The 17,251-nt window shown below is 52.8% G+C and carries 16 protein-coding genes and 1 pseudogene; 13 read left to right on the top strand and 4 right to left on the bottom strand.

Annotated elements, in window-relative coordinates; genetic code table 11:
• Window positions 1-208: 208 nt before the first annotated feature.
• From speFL to J4613_RS10950, 4 genes are all read left to right on the top strand, one after another.
• A complete protein-coding gene (gene speFL, locus J4613_RS10935; protein ID WP_015632840.1) occupies window positions 209-313 on the top strand; it encodes a leader peptide SpeFL in 105 nt (34 codons plus the stop codon).
• Window positions 314-692: 379 nt separating this feature from the next.
• On the top strand, window positions 693-2,891 hold the full coding sequence (speF, locus tag J4613_RS10940; protein WP_001292402.1) for an ornithine decarboxylase SpeF: 2,199 nt from the start codon (window positions 693-695) through the stop codon (window positions 2,889-2,891).
• A complete protein-coding gene (gene potE / locus J4613_RS10945; RefSeq protein ID WP_000042658.1) occupies window positions 2,888-4,207 on the top strand; it encodes a putrescine-ornithine antiporter in 1,320 nt (439 codons plus the stop codon). The genes speF and potE overlap by 4 nt, the downstream gene beginning before the upstream one ends.
• A gap of 64 nt (window positions 4,208-4,271) precedes the next feature.
• Window positions 4,272-4,757: a pyridoxamine 5'-phosphate oxidase family protein gene (locus tag J4613_RS10950; protein ID WP_000070053.1), complete on the top strand. Its 486-nt coding sequence runs from the start codon at window positions 4,272-4,274 to the stop codon at window positions 4,755-4,757.
• Window positions 4,758-4,871: 114 nt separating this feature from the next.
• Here J4613_RS10950 and pgm read toward each other — a convergent pair whose 3' ends face one another.
• Entirely contained in the window at window positions 4,872-6,512 is a 1,641-nt protein-coding gene (gene pgm / locus J4613_RS10955; protein ID WP_000974385.1) for a phosphoglucomutase (alpha-D-glucose-1,6-bisphosphate-dependent), read from the bottom strand.
• 24 nt (window positions 6,513-6,536) lie between these two features.
• On the bottom strand, window positions 6,537-7,079 hold the full coding sequence (gene seqA / locus J4613_RS10960) for a replication initiation negative regulator SeqA (RefSeq protein WP_000848395.1): 543 nt from the start codon (window positions 7,077-7,079) through the stop codon (window positions 6,537-6,539).
• Window positions 7,080-7,263: 184 nt separating this feature from the next.
• Here seqA and ybfF point away from each other — a divergent pair, with 184 nt between their 5' ends.
• From ybfF to tcuC, 9 genes and pseudogenes are all read left to right on the top strand, one after another.
• A complete protein-coding gene (gene ybfF, locus J4613_RS10965) occupies window positions 7,264-8,034 on the top strand; it encodes an esterase (RefSeq protein WP_000773245.1) in 771 nt (256 codons plus the stop codon).
• Window positions 8,035-8,167: 133 nt separating this feature from the next.
• Complete coding sequence (ybfE, locus tag J4613_RS10970; protein WP_001040939.1) at window positions 8,168-8,461, top strand: LexA regulated protein; 294 nt, start codon at window positions 8,168-8,170, stop codon at window positions 8,459-8,461.
• A 150-nt stretch (window positions 8,462-8,611) separates the two neighbouring features.
• Window positions 8,612-9,142, top strand: a complete 531-nt coding sequence (gene fldA, locus J4613_RS10975) for a flavodoxin FldA (protein WP_001018621.1) — start codon at window positions 8,612-8,614, stop codon at window positions 9,140-9,142.
• A 203-nt stretch (window positions 9,143-9,345) separates the two neighbouring features.
• Window positions 9,346-9,431 (top strand): annotated as a pseudogene (locus tag J4613_RS10980) (ryhB-regulated fur leader peptide).
• A complete protein-coding gene (fur, locus tag J4613_RS10985) occupies window positions 9,424-9,876 on the top strand; it encodes a ferric iron uptake transcriptional regulator (protein ID WP_000131699.1) in 453 nt (150 codons plus the stop codon). The pseudogene J4613_RS10980 and the gene fur overlap by 8 nt, the downstream one beginning before the upstream one ends.
• A gap of 114 nt (window positions 9,877-9,990) precedes the next feature.
• The gene (gene tcuR / locus J4613_RS10990) at window positions 9,991-10,917 is read left to right on the top strand and encodes a tricarballylate utilization LysR family transcriptional regulator TcuR (RefSeq protein ID WP_000423378.1); all 927 of its coding nucleotides are present in this window, start codon (window positions 9,991-9,993) and stop codon (window positions 10,915-10,917) included.
• A gap of 97 nt (window positions 10,918-11,014) precedes the next feature.
• A complete protein-coding gene (tcuA, locus tag J4613_RS10995; RefSeq protein ID WP_000228705.1) occupies window positions 11,015-12,418 on the top strand; it encodes an FAD-dependent tricarballylate dehydrogenase TcuA in 1,404 nt (467 codons plus the stop codon).
• Window positions 12,405-13,544 (top strand): tricarballylate utilization protein TcuB, encoded by a 1,140-nt coding sequence (tcuB, locus tag J4613_RS11000; RefSeq protein WP_111742405.1) that lies wholly within the window; start codon window positions 12,405-12,407, stop codon window positions 13,542-13,544. Before tcuA ends, tcuB begins: the two co-directional genes overlap by 14 nt.
• Window positions 13,545-13,594: 50 nt before the next feature.
• A complete protein-coding gene (gene tcuC / locus J4613_RS11005; protein ID WP_000057014.1) occupies window positions 13,595-14,899 on the top strand; it encodes a tricarballylate/proton symporter TcuC in 1,305 nt (434 codons plus the stop codon).
• Between the two features lie 48 nt (window positions 14,900-14,947).
• Here tcuC and chiQ read toward each other — a convergent pair whose 3' ends face one another.
• Window positions 14,948-15,280, bottom strand: coding sequence for a ChiQ/YbfN family lipoprotein (gene chiQ, locus J4613_RS11010; protein ID WP_000722258.1), 333 nt, complete (start codon window positions 15,278-15,280; stop codon window positions 14,948-14,950).
• A gap of 49 nt (window positions 15,281-15,329) precedes the next feature.
• The gene (chiP, locus tag J4613_RS11015) at window positions 15,330-16,736 is read right to left on the bottom strand and encodes a chitoporin (RefSeq protein ID WP_001258803.1); all 1,407 of its coding nucleotides are present in this window, start codon (window positions 16,734-16,736) and stop codon (window positions 15,330-15,332) included.
• Between the last annotated feature and the right edge of the window lie 515 nt (window positions 16,737-17,251).

Raw genomic sequence — 17,251 nt, forward strand, 5'->3', positions numbered from 1 at the left:
TTTTCGCGGCGATATTATATTTTATGGAGGATATAAAAAACATATAATTAACATTTAAGAAACAATCCGTTATTTCACAGCACGATATGCATAATCGCCGACTAATTATTTTTCAAATGATCGTTTTTTGTTGATCTGGTTCACAGATTGCTGGCGCTTCCTGGATAAAATATCCATGCTTTCAATAAATCAATGAAAGGACCTCAAAATGGAAAATAATAATCGTTTTATGCCCCATATAAGGCGGACAACGCATATTATGATGTTTGCCCACCGTAATAGTTTCGACTTTCATTTCTTTAATGCCCGGTAGTTTTTCTGCTACGGGTACTTCAGCATACAGGTCTTTCCGACCCTTATGTCATTCAGGTCTATTGCCTAAATAACTCGAATTGTTAAAAGCGACAGTACGGTAATTCCTTTACGCCCAGCCAGCTAACTATGTGGTTTGACAGAAGAAATTCCGACTCGGCGCAATTTTAGTTATCGCGGTTTCTGCCTGTATATCGTAGTACTCAACTCCTTAAATCCTGAATTTCCTGCAACCGGACGGGTTGGGATTTATTACATCTAAAATAAAGCTAATTTACTGATTTTTTTATCAGCGGGATAGCTTTGATTTTTTCCGGAAGAATCAGTTTCTCATGCGAGAAATTGAGGGCCTGCTATTACCTGAAATAAAGAGATGAAAAATGTCAGAATTAAAAATTGCCGTTAGCCGTCATTGCCCGGATTGTTTTTCTACACACCGTAATATTGTAAATGTTGATGAGAGTCGTTTCATCGACGTGGCTGCCATCGTGTTATCCATCGACGACATTGAACACGGAAAACTCGATGAAATCGACGCAACGGGTTACGGTATTCCCGTGTTTGTCGCGACTCATGACGAAGGGCGCGTACCGCCTGAGTATTTGCCGCGTATCTCTGGTGTATTCGAATATAATGAATCCCGTACTGCCTTCTATGGTCGCCAGTTGGAAACCGCAGCAAGCCACTACGAAACGCAGTTACGCCCGCCGTTTTTCCGCGCGCTGGTGGATTATGTCAACCAGGGCAACAGCGCATTTGACTGCCCGGGGCATCAGGGCGGCGAATTCTTCCGCCGTCATCCTGCCGGTAATCAGTTCGTGGAATACTTTGGCGAAACGCTCTTCCGCTCCGACCTATGCAACGCGGACGTGGCGATGGGCGATCTGCTGATTCACGAAGGCGCGCCTTGCATTGCGCAGCAACATGCGGCGAAAGTCTTTAACGCCGATAAGACCTACTTTGTGCTGAACGGGACCTCCTCCTCTAACAAAGTCGTACTCAACGCGCTGTTAACGCCGGGCGATCTGGTACTGTTTGACCGTAATAACCACAAATCTAACCACCACGGCGCATTATTGCAGGCGGGCGCAACGCCAGTTTATCTGGAAACCGCGCGTAACCCGTATGGTTTTATCGGCGGGATCGACGCTCACTGCTTCGAAGAAGATTACCTGCGCGAGCTGATTAGCGAAGTCGCGCCGCAGCGCGCCCGCGAAGCACGTCCATTCCGTCTGGCCGTCATCCAGTTAGGCACCTACGACGGTACCATTTATAACGCCCGTCAGGTCGTCGATAAAATTGGTCATCTGTGCGACTACATCCTGTTTGACTCCGCCTGGGTCGGCTATGAACAATTTATTCCGATGATGGCCGATTGTTCGCCGCTGCTGCTGGAACTGAACGAAAACGATCCGGGTATTCTGGTGACGCAGTCCGTTCACAAACAACAAGCCGGTTTCTCCCAGACCTCGCAGATCCATAAAAAAGATAGCCATATCAAAGGGCAATCGCGCTACGTTCCGCATAAGCGCATGAACAACGCCTTTATGATGCACGCCTCCACCAGCCCGTTCTATCCGCTGTTCGCCGCGCTGGACGTTAACGCCAAAATGCACGAAGGCGTCAGCGGTCGCAATATGTGGATGGATTGCGTGGTTAACGGCATCGATGCCCGTAAATTGATCCTCGAAAACTGTCATCACATCCGTCCGTTCGTACCGGAACTGATTGATGGTAAGCCGTGGCAGTCATACCCGACGTCAGAGATCGCCAGCGATCTGCGCTTCTTCCACTTCGTTCCGGGAGAACACTGGCATGCGTTTGAAGGCTATGCCGAACATCAGTACTTTGTCGACCCTTGCAAACTGCTGCTCACCACACCGGGCATTAATGCAGCGAGCGGCGAATATGAAGACTTTGGCGTTCCTGCCACGATCCTCGCCAACTTCCTGCGCGAGAACGGCGTTGTGCCGGAAAAATGCGACCTCAACTCCATTCTGTTCCTGCTGACGCCGGCAGAAGACATGGCGAAGTTACAACAGCTTGTCGCCCTGCTGGCTCGTTTCGAAAAACTGCTGGAAGCTGATGCGCCGTTAGCGGAAGTATTACCGTCCATCTACAAACAGCATGAAGCGCGTTATGCCGGCTATACCCTGCGTCAGCTTTGCCAGGAGATGCACGATCTCTATGCGCGGCACAACGTGAAACAGCTGCAAAAAGAGATGTTCCGTAAATCGCATTTCCCGAAAGTCAGTATGAATCCGCAAGAGGCCAACTATGCCTATCTGCGCGGCGAGGTCGAACTGGTTCGCCTGCCGGAAGCGGAAGGTCGTATCGCGGCTGAAGGCGCTCTGCCTTACCCGCCGGGAGTGCTGTGTGTAGTTCCGGGTGAAATCTGGGGCGGTTCTGTCCTGCGTTACTTCAGCGCCCTGGAAGAAGGGATCAACCTGCTGCCGGGCTTTGCGCCTGAACTGCAGGGCGTTTATATCGAAGAACACGACGGCCGTAAGCAGGTCTGGTGCTACGTCATTAAACCTCGTGACGCGCAGCGCTCCCTGCTGAAGGAGGAAAAATTATGAGTAAACCTAAATCCAATAAAATGGGTGTCGTGCAGCTCACAATTCTGACTATGGTCAACATGATGGGCTCCGGGATCATCATGCTACCGACCAAACTGTCTGAAGTCGGCACGATATCCATTATCTCCTGGCTGGTCACCGCCGTCGGCTCGATGGCACTGGCCTGGGCGTTTGCGAAATGCGGTATGTTTAGCCGTAAATCCGGCGGCATGGGCGGTTACGCCGAATATGCCTTCGGTAAATCCGGCAACTTTATGGCGAACTATACCTACGGCGTCTCGCTGCTGATCGCCAACGTGGCTATCGCCATCTCCGCTGTCGGCTATGGTACCGAACTGTTCGGCGCCGCGCTGACGCCGCTCCAGATCGGTCTGGCGACTATCGCCGTATTGTGGGTTTGTACCATCGCAAACTTTGGCGGCGCGCGTATTACCGGACAGATCAGTAGCGTTACCGTTTGGGGCGTCATCATTCCGGTTGTCGGCCTGTGCATCATTGGCTGGTTCTGGTTTAGCCCCAGCATGTACGTAGCGTCATGGAACCCGCACCATGTTCCGTTCTTTAGCGCGGTCGGTTCTTCCATCGCCATGACGTTATGGGCATTTCTTGGACTGGAATCCGCCTGCGCCAACGCAGACGTGGTCGAGAATCCGGAAAAGAACGTCCCCATCGCGGTACTGGGCGGTACGCTGGGCGCGGCGGTCATCTATATCGTTTCGACTAACGTGATTGCCGGGATTGTGCCGAACATGGATCTGGCGAACTCCACGGCGCCGTTTGGTCTGGCGTTTGCACAGATGTTCACGCCTGCGGTAGGTAAAGTGATCATGGCGCTGATGGTAATGTCCTGCTGCGGCTCGCTGCTGGGCTGGCAGTTCACTATCGCTCAGGTCTTTAAATCCTCCGCTGACGAAGGCTATTTCCCGAAAGTCTTCTCTCGTGTAACGAAAGTCGACGCGCCGGTACAGGGGATGTTGATTATTGTGATTATTCAGACTGGCCTGTCGCTGATGACCATTAGCCCGTCGCTGAATAGTCAGTTTAACGTCCTGGTTAACCTGGCGGTGGTGACGAACATTATTCCGTATATTCTGTCGATGGCCGCGCTGGTTATCATTCAGAAAATGGCGAATGTGCCGTCATCAAAAGCGAAAGTCGCTAACTTCGTGGCCTTCGTTGGCGCCATGTATAGCTTCTACGCGCTCTATTCCTCCGGTGAAGAAGCCATGCTGTACGGCTCAATTGTGACCTTCCTCGGCTGGACGTTATACGGCCTGGTCTCACCGCGTTTTGAATTGAAAAATAAACACGGCTGATGGCGCGCCCGGGCTGCGGTAACGGTAGTCCGGGCATTTTCACTCTTTGAATAAGATAATAGAAATGAGTAATCCAGAACGGGAAGTCACTGATATAGCAGAAATACTGGCTATTCTCAGTAAACACGAAGTGTGTCGGATAGGGTTTAACGACAATCTCTGTCCGTATGTTGTCCCCGTAAATTTTGGCTACGAGTATCAGAACGGACGCTGGATATTTTATTTTCACGGCGCACGCACCGGGAAAAAGATGCGTCTGTTACGTAAGAACCCGGCAGTATGCATTGAAATGGACGGCGACCATGCATTACTACGTGCCGATGACCCCTGTGATTATAGCTACGCCTACACCAGCGTTTTCGCCACCGGACTGGCATCGATATTGCAAACGCGCGAGGAGATGCGCCACGGCCTGGACGTCATTATGCGTCAGACCGATCCGGGAAAAACCTTCAGTTATCGGGAAGATATGATGAAAGCGGTTTGCGTGGTGCGTATCGAATGCGACGCCCTCACCTGCCGCCGACATCTGGCGACTCAGAGCGAATAAGTCAGATATCACAAGCGCCTTATCCGGCCTGGAGGCGGTTTACAGGCCTGATAAGCGCAGCGCCGTTAATACAAAAAAGGAGCCGTAAGGCTCCTTTTTCTTCCATATCGCCCATCAGGCGTTTTTCAATACTTCGCTAACGATTTCAACGGCTTCTTTCTCAATCTGCTTGCGATGTTCTTCCCCCAGGAAGCTTTCGCAATAGATCTTGTAAGCGTCTTCCGTACCGGATGGACGCGCGGCGAACCAGCCGTTGTCGGTCATTACCTTCAGGCCGCCAATCGATGCGCCATTACCCGGCGCTGCGGTAAGACGCGCGGTGATCGGGTCGCCTGCCAGCGTGCTGGCGCTCACCATTTCCGGAGACAGTTTAGACAATGCCGCTTTCTGGGCCGAGGTCGCTGCCGCCTGCAGACGGTTATAGCTCGGCGCGCCAAAACGCGCTGCCAGTTCATTGTAATGCTCTTGCGGGTTTTTCCCGGTAACGGCGGTGATTTCCGCCGCCAGCAGGCACATGATGATACCGTCTTTATCGGTAGACCACGGCGTACCGTCGAAACGCAGGAACGAAGCGCCCGCGCTCTCTTCCCCGCCGAAACCAAAGCTGCCGTCGAACAAACCGTCAACAAACCATTTGAAGCCAACCGGCACTTCTACCAGCTTGCGTCCCAAATCATTCACCACGCGGTCAATCATCGCGGAAGAGACCAGCGTTTTACCGACAGCCACGTCTTTGCCCCACAGCGGACGATGCTGGAACAGATAGTTAATGGCGACCGCCAGATAATGGTTCGGGTTCATCAGCCCTGCAGGCGTCACGATGCCATGACGGTCGTAGTCCGGGTCGTTGGCGAAGGCCAGGTCAAACTTGTCACGCAGCGCCAGCAAACCCGCCATCGCACATTCGGAGGAGCAATCCATACGGATCGCGCCATCTTTATCAAGGTGCATAAAGCGGAAGGTTTGATCAACCTGATCGTTAACTAACGTCAGGTTAAGTTTGTAATGCTCAGCGATACGTTTCCAGTATTCAATACCGGAGCCGCCCAGCGGATCGACACCCAGCGTCAGACCGGCTTTCTGAATCGCCGCCATATCAACGATATCCGCCAGCCCTTCGACAAACGGCTGTACCAGATCTACCGCTTTAACGTGGCCCGAGGCCATTGCCGCATCCAGAGAGATGCGCTTAACGCCTTGCAGGCCGCCCGCCAGCAGCGCATTGGCGCGATCTTCTACCACTTTAGTGACGTTGGTATCCGCCGGGCCGCCATTGGGCGGATTATATTTAATACCGCCATCTTCCGGCGGGTTGTGCGACGGCGTAATGACAATACCATCAGCCAGCGGGCCGCCTTTTTTGTTATGGACCAGGATAGCATTTGACACGGCAGGCGTTGGCGTAAAGCCATTATTTTCCTGCACGATAACGTCTACGCCGTTTGCCGCCAGCACTTCCAGTACGGAAATGAAGGCCGGTTCCGAGAGCGCATGGGTGTCTTTCCCCACATAGCAGGGGCCGGTAATGCCATTTTTCGCCCGCTCTTCAGCAATCGCCTGGGCGATCGCCAGAATATGCGGTTCGTTGAAACTGTGACGACCTGCGCTGCCGCGATGGCCGGAAGTGCCAAATTTCACGGCATGTTCTGCATTCCCTGCCTCCGGTTTCAGTACATAATACTGCGCCGTCAGTTGGGCGACGTTAATCAAATCACTCTGTTGCGCGGGTTGTCCTGCGCGGTTGTGGATTGCCATTGCCTGGTCCTTCTAATGCAAGGATTAAATTGTTCCGCAAACCTTTTCAATCAATTCCGCCGGGAATTGCATTGACTGCATGATGTGTTCGATCATGCTGCATTTACGGCCGGTGTTGGTGTTGGTGATCACCCAGTACGGCGTGCCGGGAACGTGCTTAGGTTTAGTTTGATTCCCATTTTTCAGCAGCGTTTGTTCATCCGCCGCAAAATAGACGCGCGTGCGGCCATGCAACGACTCCGTCGCCTCCGCAAACGCGTGGTGATCCAGTGAATAGAGTGTAGTCAGAATCAGCATAAAGCGGTTGACCGCTTTTTTCTGCTCGGCATATTCGTCAGACAACAACAGCTCACGCATCGCGCGAACTTTGTCTTTTACCGGGTTAACCGGTTTCGCTTCGGCAACGGGTTGCGCCGCAGGCGTCCCCTTCACCGCTGAAGCCGTTGGCTGTGTCGTAGCGGAAAACTTCAACATACGCCGTAAAATGTCGGATGCGCTCTCGCCGATATGCTTGGTGTGGCTGGCAATATAGCTATAGAGTTCATCATCAACTTCAATCGTTTTCATCTTAATCCAGTGCGATGTCTTTGCTGAATACAAGTCATTGGGATTATAGGAACAAATCCCAACAGCGGATAGCGTTAAGCCCGGCTGACAAAAAAACTCGGAGTAAACCTTAGAGGTTGCAGCCCAGTGGCAGAATGGTCAACATAATACCCTAACCCGACAGAGCGAAAAAAAGAACTTTGCCATGAAATTAAACATCCGAGCGCAATCTGCACAAAACCTGCACAATAATTCCCCCATCGTTCTCGTTCATGGTCTGTTTGGCAGCCTGGACAACCTCGGCGTACTGGCGCGCGATCTGGTGACCGATCACGACATTATTCAGGTCGATATGCGCAATCATGGTTTATCGCCGCGCGATCCGGTCATGGATTATCCGGCAATGGCCCAGGATCTTCTGGATACGCTTGACGCGCAGCAGATTGAAAAAGCGACGTTTATTGGTCATTCCATGGGCGGAAAAGCGGTAATGGCGCTGACGGCGCTGGCGCCCGATCGCATCGATCGTCTGGTCGCGATTGATATCGCCCCCGTGGATTATCACGTTCGCCGCCACGATCGCATTTTCGCGGCCATTAACGCCGTCAGCGAATCCGACGCGACATCCCGCCAACAGGCGGCAGGGATTATGCGCCAGCACCTCAACGAAGAAGGCGTGATCCAGTTTCTGTTAAAATCCTGGGCTGAAGGCGAATGGCGTTTTAATGTTCCGGTATTATGGGAGCAGTATCCGCATATCGTCGGCTGGGAAACCATTCCGCCCTGGGAACATCCGGCGCTGTTTATTCCAGGCGGTAACTCGCCGTACGTGACCGAAGCGTACCGCGACGCGCTGCTGGCGCAATTCCCTTTGGCGCGCGCGCATGTGATCGCCGGCGCGGGCCACTGGGTACATGCCGAAAAACCAGAGGCGGTTCTGCGCGCCATCCGCCGTTATCTGCACGATAAACGCTAACTGATTAAAAACTCATCGCCTGTGCGCGATTACGCGCGCGGGCGTTGGCGTCGCTTCCTCGCTGATGTATGATGGCGCGCTATCCATCCGGGCATAAGCCTGGCTGATTGTTTCCCCCGAAGTCACCAAAATCATGGCCAAAGAACAAACGGACCGTACGACATTAGATCTGTTCGCGCACGAGCGTCGCCCGGGACGACCTAAAACGAATCCGCTTTCGCGCGATGAACAGTTACGCATCAACAAGCGCAACCAGTTAAAACGCGACAAAGTTCGTGGCCTCAAGCGTGTCGAATTAAAACTCAACGCACAAGCGGTTGACGCGCTGAATGAGCTGGCCGAAGCGCGCAACATTAGCCGCAGCGAGCTCATTGAAGAAATATTAATGAAGCAGCTTATGGCGCTGCGCGGCCAGGGTTTAGTCTGAAAATAAGTTTTGTTTCATATTTCGTGTAGCAGAGCGTGCAGTCCCGCGTGATTGCTGTTTCCGCATATCTGCCTGTTCTGCTATGATTGCCCTTATCCGTGGGCAATTCGCCACCACCATTTCAATAAGTTTCAAGAGGTTATTTTACTCATGGCAATCACTGGCATCTTTTTCGGCAGCGACACCGGTAATACCGAAAATATCGCAAAAATGATTCAAAAACAGCTTGGTAAAGACGTTGCCGATGTGCATGACATTGCAAAAAGCAGTAAAGAAGACCTGGAAGGGTATGACATTCTGCTGCTGGGCATCCCAACCTGGTACTATGGCGAAGCGCAATGTGACTGGGATGACTTCTTCCCGACTCTCGAAGAGATTGACTTTAACGGTAAGCTGGTGGCGCTATTTGGCTGTGGCGATCAGGAAGACTACGCGGAATACTTCTGTGATGCGCTGGGCACGATTCGCGACATTATTGAGCCGCGCGGCGCCACGATTGTGGGTCACTGGCCAACCGCAGGCTATCATTTTGAAGCCTCTAAAGGTCTGGCTGACGACGATCATTTTGTCGGCCTGGCGATTGACGAAGACCGTCAGCCTGAACTGACCGCCGAGCGTGTTGAAAAATGGGTTAAGCAAGTTTCGGCTGAATTGCACCTCGACGACATCCTCAACGCCTAATCTTATGCGGCGCAGCGTTATATCTGCGCCGCATCAATAGACAAGACCAATCAAAATAATTGCTACAAATTTGTAACTTTCGCACCCATCCCTGTACAATGTCCGGGTGTAATCAGGTGGCGCCAGAATTTGCAGGCAAAACCACAGTTTTATTAACATCTGCGAGAGACTTGCGGTTTTCATTTCGGCATGGCAGTCCTATAATGATACGCATTATCTTGAGTGCAATTTCTGTCACTTCTCTAATGAAGTGAATCGTTTAGCAACAGGACAGATTCCGCATGACTGACAACAATACCGCATTAAAGAAGGCTGGCCTGAAAGTAACGCTTCCTCGTTTAAAAATTCTGGAAGTTCTTCAGGAACCAGATAACCATCACGTCAGTGCGGAAGATTTATACAAACGCCTGATCGACATGGGTGAAGAAATCGGTCTGGCAACCGTATACCGTGTGCTGAACCAGTTTGACGATGCCGGTATCGTGACCCGCCATAATTTTGAAGGCGGTAAATCCGTTTTTGAACTGACGCAACAGCATCATCACGACCATCTTATCTGCCTTGACTGCGGAAAAGTGATTGAATTTAGTGATGACTCTATTGAAGCGCGCCAGCGTGAAATTGCGGCGAAACACGGTATTCGTTTAACTAATCACAGCCTCTATCTTTACGGCCACTGCGCTGAAGGCGACTGCCGCGAAGACGAGCACGCGCACGATGACGCGACTAAATAAGTGTAAATCTTTCGAAGAGCCAACCGCCCGGTTGGCTTTTTTATATCCTCCCCTTTCCTGCCGCTTGATGTTGATTTAATGTAAAAAACGCTATCGCATCTCAGGAGAGCAGGAATGGAGCTTCGCCAGTTACGCTATTTCGTGCGTATTATTGAAACCGGCAGTATGGGCAGCGCCGCACAGGATCTTGATATTGGCGTTTCAGCATTAAGTCAACAGATGTCCCGTCTGGAAAACGAGCTCGCCATCCGTCTGCTGCAGCGCACTTCGCGCGGCGTAACGCCAACCAACGCCGGGCTGGCCTTTTATTCACAGGCGCAACTCGCCCTGCGTCATGCCGACGACGCGATTCTCGCCGCCAGAGAAGCGCGCCTTTCCGGTCATGTGAGCGTAGGAATGGCTCCCAGTACCGCCTCCATACTGGGTATACCGTTTATCCATGCCATGCAGGAAAACTATGCCGATGTCCGACTGCATGTGGTGGAAAGCTTGTCCGGTAATCTGGAAAGAATGATCAATACCCGCCAGATTGATTTAGCCGTTGTCTTTCAAAAAGATAAAATCCTGCGCTGGAGCGCCAGACCGATCCTTGAAGAACAGCTTTTTCTGATTGGCTCCCATGCCCTGCTGACGGCGCTTCCTGATAACCCGATCACACCTGAACAACTGGCAGGCATTCCGCTCATTATGCCAAGCCAGGGACACGGGCTGCGCGGCAGGCTGGACGCTGTCTGCCAGGAACATGCGCTTAACGTTGAAATCGTCGCGGAAATTGACGGCCTGGCGTTGTTGATGCGCGCCGTGCGCGACGGTCTTGGCGCCACGTTGCAGCCCGGCGCGGCGATTTCTCATCTGGATAACGACGCGCTACGCGTGATCGGCGTCCATAATCCGGTACTCAGCCGCCCCAATTTTTTAGTCAGCCTGTCGGATGATGAACTGACGCCCGCCGGCCTTGCCGCCAGAGTAGTCCTTACCAAAGTTATGCGTCAGTTAGTCGACGCCGGTGAATGGCCAGGCGCAACCCTTTACGCTTACTAAACCCCTGTTTAGCGCTACCTGATAGCGCGCCGCTTATTTATCCGTATACATTTCAATTACAAATTTAACAAATAGTTAAATGGTACGGGAGTATAAGATGGTTGATGTACTGGTGATAGGCGGAGGCAATGCCGCATTATGCGCCGCCCTGACCGCACGGGAAGCGGGCGCATCGGTTCTGCTGCTGGAGGCTGCCCCGCGAGAATGGCGCGGCGGAAATTCTCAGCATACACGAAACCTGCGCTGTATGCATGATGCGCCGCAGGATGTGCTGGTAGAAAGCTATCCTGAAGAGGAATTCTGGCAGGATCTGTGGCGAGTCACCGACGGCAACACCAACGAGGCGCTGGCGCGGCTGGTCATTCGCACCTCTTCGCAATGCCGCGACTGGATGCGCAAACATGGCGTTAACTTTCAACCGCCATTATCTGGTGCGCTCCACGTTGCGCGCACCAATGCGTTTTTTATGGGCGGCGGGAAAGCGCTCGTCAATGCCTATTACCGTAGCGCCGAACGGCTGGGCGTACAGATTCGCTATAACACGCCGGTTCACGCGCTTGAACTTCATGACGGCGAATTCGTGGCAGCGCTGGCGGGTAGCGAACGTATTACCGCCAAAGCCTGCGTATTAGCGGCTGGCGGTTTCGAATCAAACCGTGAATGGCTGCGGGAGGCCTGGGGAGAAAACGCCCGCGGCGAATGGCCCGCGGATAATTTCCTGATTCGCGGCACGCGTTTTAACCAGGGCGTATTACTCAAATTTATGATGGATGCCGGCGCGGATATCATTGGCGATCCGTCCCAGTCGCACTGCGTAGCGATTGATGCCAGGGCGCCGCTGTACGACGGCGGTATTTGTACTCGCGTGGATTGCGTATCGCTGGGTATTGTCGTGAATCGCGACGCCGAACGTTTTTATGATGAAGGCGAAGATTTCTGGCCGAAGCGTTACGCCATTTGGGGGCGGCTGGTGGCTCAACAGCCAGGACAAATTGGCTATTCGATTATTGACAGCAAAGCCATCGGCCACTTTATGCCGCCGGTTTTTCCTGGCGCGCAGGCCAATACGCTGGCTGAGCTGGCCTGCCAGTTGGGGCTGGACGCGGAAAAATTTACCCATACCGTCACGCAGTATAACCAGGCCTGCCAACCCGGTCATTTTGATCATACCTTGCTTGATGACTGCGCCACCAAAAACCTGACGCCGGCGAAAACCCACTGGGCGCGCCCGCTTGATGCGCCGCCCTACTACGGTTATGCGCTGCGACCCGGCATCACGTTTACCTACCTGGGCCTGAAAGTCAATGAACGTGCCGCGGTGCATTTTGCCGGTCATCCAAGCCGCAACCTGTTTGTTGCCGGCGAGATGATGGCAGGAAATGTTCTGGGCAAGGGGTATACCGCAGGCGTAGGCATGTCTATCGGCACAACCTTTGGCCGCATTGCGGGAATAGAAGCCGCCCGCGCGGCGCACAAGGAGGCGCAGCATGAAACAGCTTGAAAAATTAATCATTGAGGCCACCGTGCTTACCGAACCGGAAGCCGAGGTCGAACGCGTCATGCAAGTGTGTAACGCGTGTCGCTACTGCGAAGGTTTTTGCGCGGTATTTCCGGCGATGACCCAGCGGCTCGAATTCGGTAAAGCCGATATTCATTATCTGTCGAATTTATGTCATAACTGCGGCGCCTGCCTGCACGCGTGCCAGTACGCGCCGCCCCATGAATTTGCCATTAACGTGCCGAAAGCGATGGCGCAAGCCCGCCTGGAGACGTATCAACAGTATGCCCAGCCCGCCGCTTTTGGCGCGTTATACCGTCGGGCGGGGATCACCGTCGCGCTGGCGCTGATAGTCGGTCTGACGCTCTTTTTATTACTGGCGATGGCGCTGAAAGGGTCGCTGATTCATCCGCCGCTGGCCGGTGACTTCTATCAAATTTTTCCGCATAGCCTGCTGGCATGGATGTTCGGCTCAGTTTTTGTGCTGGCAATCGGTTTGCTTATGGCGGGCGTAATCCGCTTCTGGCGTGAGATCTCGCCGGGCGTACCGCGTTCGGCAGAGATTGCGGAAGCGTCGCACAATGCGTTAACGCTGAAATATCTCGACGGCGGTCACGGCAAAGGCTGTAACGAAGCGGACGATGCGTTCACGCTGCTGCGCCGTCGCTTTCATCACTTTACCTTTTACGGTTTTATGCTCTGTTTTGCCGCCACGGTCGTGGCGACGGGCTATCACTACGTCGCCGGTTGGGAAGCGCCCTACCCGTTTTTTAGCCTGCCGGTCATGCTCGGCACGCTGGGCGGTATCGGTCTGCTTATCGGCCCGGCCGGGCTACTGTGGCTCAATCTGCGGCGGTCGCCGTTACATGGCGATGCGCGCCAGAAACCCATGGATCGCGGCTTTATTCTGCTGCTGTTCTTAACCAGCCTTACCGGGCTGGCGCTGCTGGCAGGCAGAGACACCAGCGGAATGGGCATACTGCTGGCGCTCCATTTAGGCGTGGTGATGGCGCTCTTTCTCACCCTTCCCTACGGAAAATTCGCCCACGGATTTTTCCGCTGCGCGGCCTTACTCAAATGGGCAGTTGAGAAGCGACGCGGAAAACATGCGGGGGATACAGGCAACTGACCCGCAACATCTTACCCATAAAACAATAAAGACAGTGGAGAGCAAACCCTATGGCACAACACACACCTGCAACATCGCGCGCCGGCACGTTCGGCGCAATACTGCGCGTGACAAGCGGCAATTTCCTTGAACAGTTTGATTTTTTCTTGTTCGGATTTTACGCCACCTATATCGCCAGAACGTTTTTTCCGGCGGAAAGCGAATTTGCCTCATTAATGTTGACCTTTGCCGTCTTTGGCTCCGGTTTTTTAATGCGCCCCGTCGGCGCGATTGTGCTTGGCGCCTATATTGACAGAATCGGACGTCGTAAAGGGCTGATGGTGACGCTGGCGATTATGGGCTGCGGTACGTTGCTCATCGCCCTCGTCCCCGGCTACCAAACGATCGGCCTGGCAGCGCCTGCGTTGGTGCTGTTGGGCCGGTTATTACAAGGATTTTCTGCGGGCGTTGAGTTAGGCGGCGTCTCGGTCTATCTGTCCGAAATCGCAACGCCAGGCAATAAAGGGTTTTATACCAGCTGGCAATCCGCCAGTCAGCAGGTCGCGATCGTTGTCGCCGCGTTGATTGGTTATAGCCTGAATATCACGCTGGGACACGACGCGATATCGGAGTGGGGCTGGCGAATTCCGTTCTTTATCGGCTGTATGATCATTCCGCTGATTTTTGTTTTACGTCGTTCATTACAAGAAACAGAGGCGTTTTTACAACGCAAGCATCGCCCCGACACCAGGGAAATTTTTGCAACTATCGCCAAAAACTGGCGCATTATTACGGCCGGAACGCTGCTGGTGGCGATGACCACCACAACGTTTTATTTTATCACCGTTTATACGCCGACCTATGGCAGAACCGTGCTTAATCTCAGCGCGCGGGACAGTTTGATCGTCACCATGTTGGTGGGGGTGTCCAATTTTATCTGGTTACCCATTGGCGGCGCGATTTCCGACCGGATTGGCCGTCGCGCCGTGTTAATGGGCATTACGTTGCTGGCGCTGATCACCACCTGGCCCGTCATGCAGTGGCTGACCGCCGCGCCTGACTTTACCCGCATGACGCTGGTACTGCTGTGGTTCTCTTTCTTTTTTGGCATGTATAACGGCGCAATGGTCGCGGCGTTAACCGAAGTGATGCCAGTCTATGTGCGTACCGTTGGTTTCTCGCTGGCCTTTAGCCTGGCGACGGCGATTTTTGGCGGCCTGACGCCGGCCATCTCTACCGCGCTGGTAAAGTTAACCGGCGACAAAAGCTCGCCCGGCTGGTGGCTGATGTGCGCGGCATTATGTGGACTTGCCGCGACGGCGATGCTGTTTGTACGTCTGAGTCGCGGCTATATCGCGGCAGAAAATAAAGCCTGAAAAAACCACGGGCGGAAAACATTCGCCCGTGGGTGGCAAGGCAGGGTCTTATTGCACGTTATTATGACTGCGAATTTCCTGCCAGACCTTATCGCAGTCAGCCTTGACCGCCTGATCGTTACCCGTGCGCGTCGCCTGAATGCACTGCTGATAGTCCAGTACCCGCACGCTTTCTTCGTTAGCAAATTGCTGATGTTTGCGGTCTTTTTTAAGGACATTCAGTACGCTTTGGCAGGCCTCTATCTTCTCAGGCGAGCCCTGTGCGGTATTGATACAGGCGCTGTACGCCTCTTTCAGCCGGCTATCTTCTTCCGGCGCGGGTGATGACGCGCAGGCCGTCAAACCGGCGGTCATGCTGGCGATGAGTAAAATTTTTTTCATAGGTCGTTCCTCAACAGCGCGGCAGACCGGCAGCCTGCCGCATCTGACATCAGAAAATAGTGAATGGCGCAATAACGATAAATTTCACGTCACGTTCATCCTGGAAGATGTTGCCGTAACCACCGCCCCAGCTTGGAATATTGGAGTGGTTGTCATATTCGGTGAAGTGCAGTTTGAACATGGTGCCTTTGGCACGCCCCTCCTGCAGGGTATAGACCGCATCCAGACTGTATGAGGACTCTTCGATAGTGCGGTTTTTGTCGTAGTAAGCATCCGGGTTACTTTGCCAGGTTGCCGGTTTAGCATCCCAGGCGTAAACGTAAGACGCGCCCACAGCCCAGCCCGGCAGATTCCAGTTTTTCAGGTCATACATCGCGCCGAAGAAAACCGCCTTTTCACCGTTAGCGTTAAAGTCGGAGCGGTTATCCCACCAGATATCCAGACGACCGTTTGAAGAGGCGTAGGTTGGCGTCATACGTTGCAGAAAATAGCCCTGCTGACCGTCCGCTTTCACCCAGGTGCCTTCCAGACGCAGGTCAACCACTTCCGCGACTTTGTAGCCGAAGGTCAACGCCTGCAGCCAGGCCGTACCGTCGTAAATATCATTCACGCTGCGATCGTCTACTTTGTCGCGCGCGCCGTAGAACTGGTAACTGGTGGTGAACGGATTGCCGCCTAAATCAAATTTATAGCTGGCCTTCGCGAAATATTGATCGACATAGCCTTCGGACTGACCAAACGCCGCTTCCAGCACCAGATCATTTTTGAAGTCGTACTTCGCGCCGATGGAGTGGAGATAATCTACATTGGTTTTTTTATCCGCCTGATAAAACTTATCCATTTCGGTATGCCACGGCGCTTTATATTCGTTAGTCCACATGTAGGAAAAACTTAACGCGCCCGCATCGCCATAGTCAAAACTGGCGCCAGCTTCCGCACCCTGATAGGTACCCGGCATAAAACTCCAGTGCGGCGCTAACAGCGTCTGACCGGTAGGCTGAATATAACCGGCGCGCGCCCAGACCGGGCCATATTTAAATTTCGCTGCGGCTTTATAAAGACTGATACCGCTCTTATCGCCGGAATAGTCTTCGTCGTAGCCTTTATTCTTTTTCGAGAAGGCAATTTCGTTTGGATGACCGCTGTCGCCGTTTTCTGCCATTTCAATCGCGGTAAACGCCGCGATATCCAGACCGAACATATCCGCAGCGTAACCAGACTGAAAATCCAGGTTAGCGTTCCAGGTCGCATGAGAAAGGTTAGTTTTATATTTGTCGCCGTCGGTCACATCTTTGCGATCGCGTTCACGCTGCCAATAATAGATGCCGCCCGTTAACGTGGAGTCGTCGAAAAAGCCGGAGGCTTGCGCCTGCGGAACAACGATCCACCCCGACATTGCTGTGATACCGGCGATAGCCAGAGCCAGCGTACTACGTTTGCCACTAAACGTACGCATAAGTTAATCCTCTTTGACGTATAAATTGCTGCCGACAAAAGCGAACAGCGAAAAAATAAAAATAAAAAGTAGCGCTGAGAAACCTCATTTACTACGTTAAATAGACTATTTTTCGCGATGCGAATTATCAATCTCTTTCTGTAACCAGTATGTAATAATATGAGCAACCGCACATATTTAATTGCTTTCTGTTACATTCGACTGCTGGTGGGGGAAGCAGACCGCCAGAAAGAAAATTGACTTGTTTTCCATAGGCATGAAAATAATTGTCTCCTGTTGACCTGACGCTTATAACATTTAGATTAATAATCATTTATCAGATCAATAATTTTCAGAGAATAATTAATTCGCCTCGCAAAAAAGAGAATCGACTTAGAGCCTATCCCACCAGGCGTTATTGGCGCAGCCAGTTTGGACACGGACAGCGCGCAAAAACCGGAGCGTACACGTAGTACGTGAGGTTTGACTCGCTACGCTCGCCCTTCGGGCCGCCGCTAGCGGCGTTCAAAACGCTA

The sequence above is a fragment of the Salmonella sp. 32020114201800008SM genome (assembly GCF_017572025.1).
In the GTDB taxonomy this organism is placed as follows: Bacteria; Pseudomonadota; Gammaproteobacteria; order Enterobacterales; family Enterobacteriaceae; genus Salmonella; species Salmonella enterica.

Coding starts and splice junctions, on each gene's coding strand:
- chiQ (WP_000722258.1), bottom strand. CDS start 15,280: ATGAAAAAAATTTTACTCATCGCCAGCATGACCGCCGGTTTGACGGCC.
- speF (WP_001292402.1), top strand. CDS start 693: ATGTCAGAATTAAAAATTGCCGTTAGCCGTCATTGCCCGGATTGTTTT.
- tcuC (WP_000057014.1), top strand. CDS start 13,595: ATGGCACAACACACACCTGCAACATCGCGCGCCGGCACGTTCGGCGCA.
- ybfE (WP_001040939.1), top strand. CDS start 8,168: ATGGCCAAAGAACAAACGGACCGTACGACATTAGATCTGTTCGCGCAC.
- pgm (WP_000974385.1), bottom strand. CDS start 6,512: ATGGCAATCCACAACCGCGCAGGACAACCCGCGCAACAGAGTGATTTG.
- potE (WP_000042658.1), top strand. CDS start 2,888: ATGAGTAAACCTAAATCCAATAAAATGGGTGTCGTGCAGCTCACAATT.
- ybfF (WP_000773245.1), top strand. CDS start 7,264: ATGAAATTAAACATCCGAGCGCAATCTGCACAAAACCTGCACAATAAT.
- fldA (WP_001018621.1), top strand. CDS start 8,612: ATGGCAATCACTGGCATCTTTTTCGGCAGCGACACCGGTAATACCGAA.
- fur (WP_000131699.1), top strand. CDS start 9,424: ATGACTGACAACAATACCGCATTAAAGAAGGCTGGCCTGAAAGTAACG.
- speFL (WP_015632840.1), top strand. CDS start 209: ATGGAAAATAATAATCGTTTTATGCCCCATATAAGGCGGACAACGCAT.
- tcuR (WP_000423378.1), top strand. CDS start 9,991: ATGGAGCTTCGCCAGTTACGCTATTTCGTGCGTATTATTGAAACCGGC.
- tcuB (WP_111742405.1), top strand. CDS start 12,405: ATGAAACAGCTTGAAAAATTAATCATTGAGGCCACCGTGCTTACCGAA.
- J4613_RS10950 (WP_000070053.1), top strand. CDS start 4,272: ATGAGTAATCCAGAACGGGAAGTCACTGATATAGCAGAAATACTGGCT.
- tcuA (WP_000228705.1), top strand. CDS start 11,015: ATGGTTGATGTACTGGTGATAGGCGGAGGCAATGCCGCATTATGCGCC.
- seqA (WP_000848395.1), bottom strand. CDS start 7,079: ATGAAAACGATTGAAGTTGATGATGAACTCTATAGCTATATTGCCAGC.
- chiP (WP_001258803.1), bottom strand. CDS start 16,736: ATGCGTACGTTTAGTGGCAAACGTAGTACGCTGGCTCTGGCTATCGCC.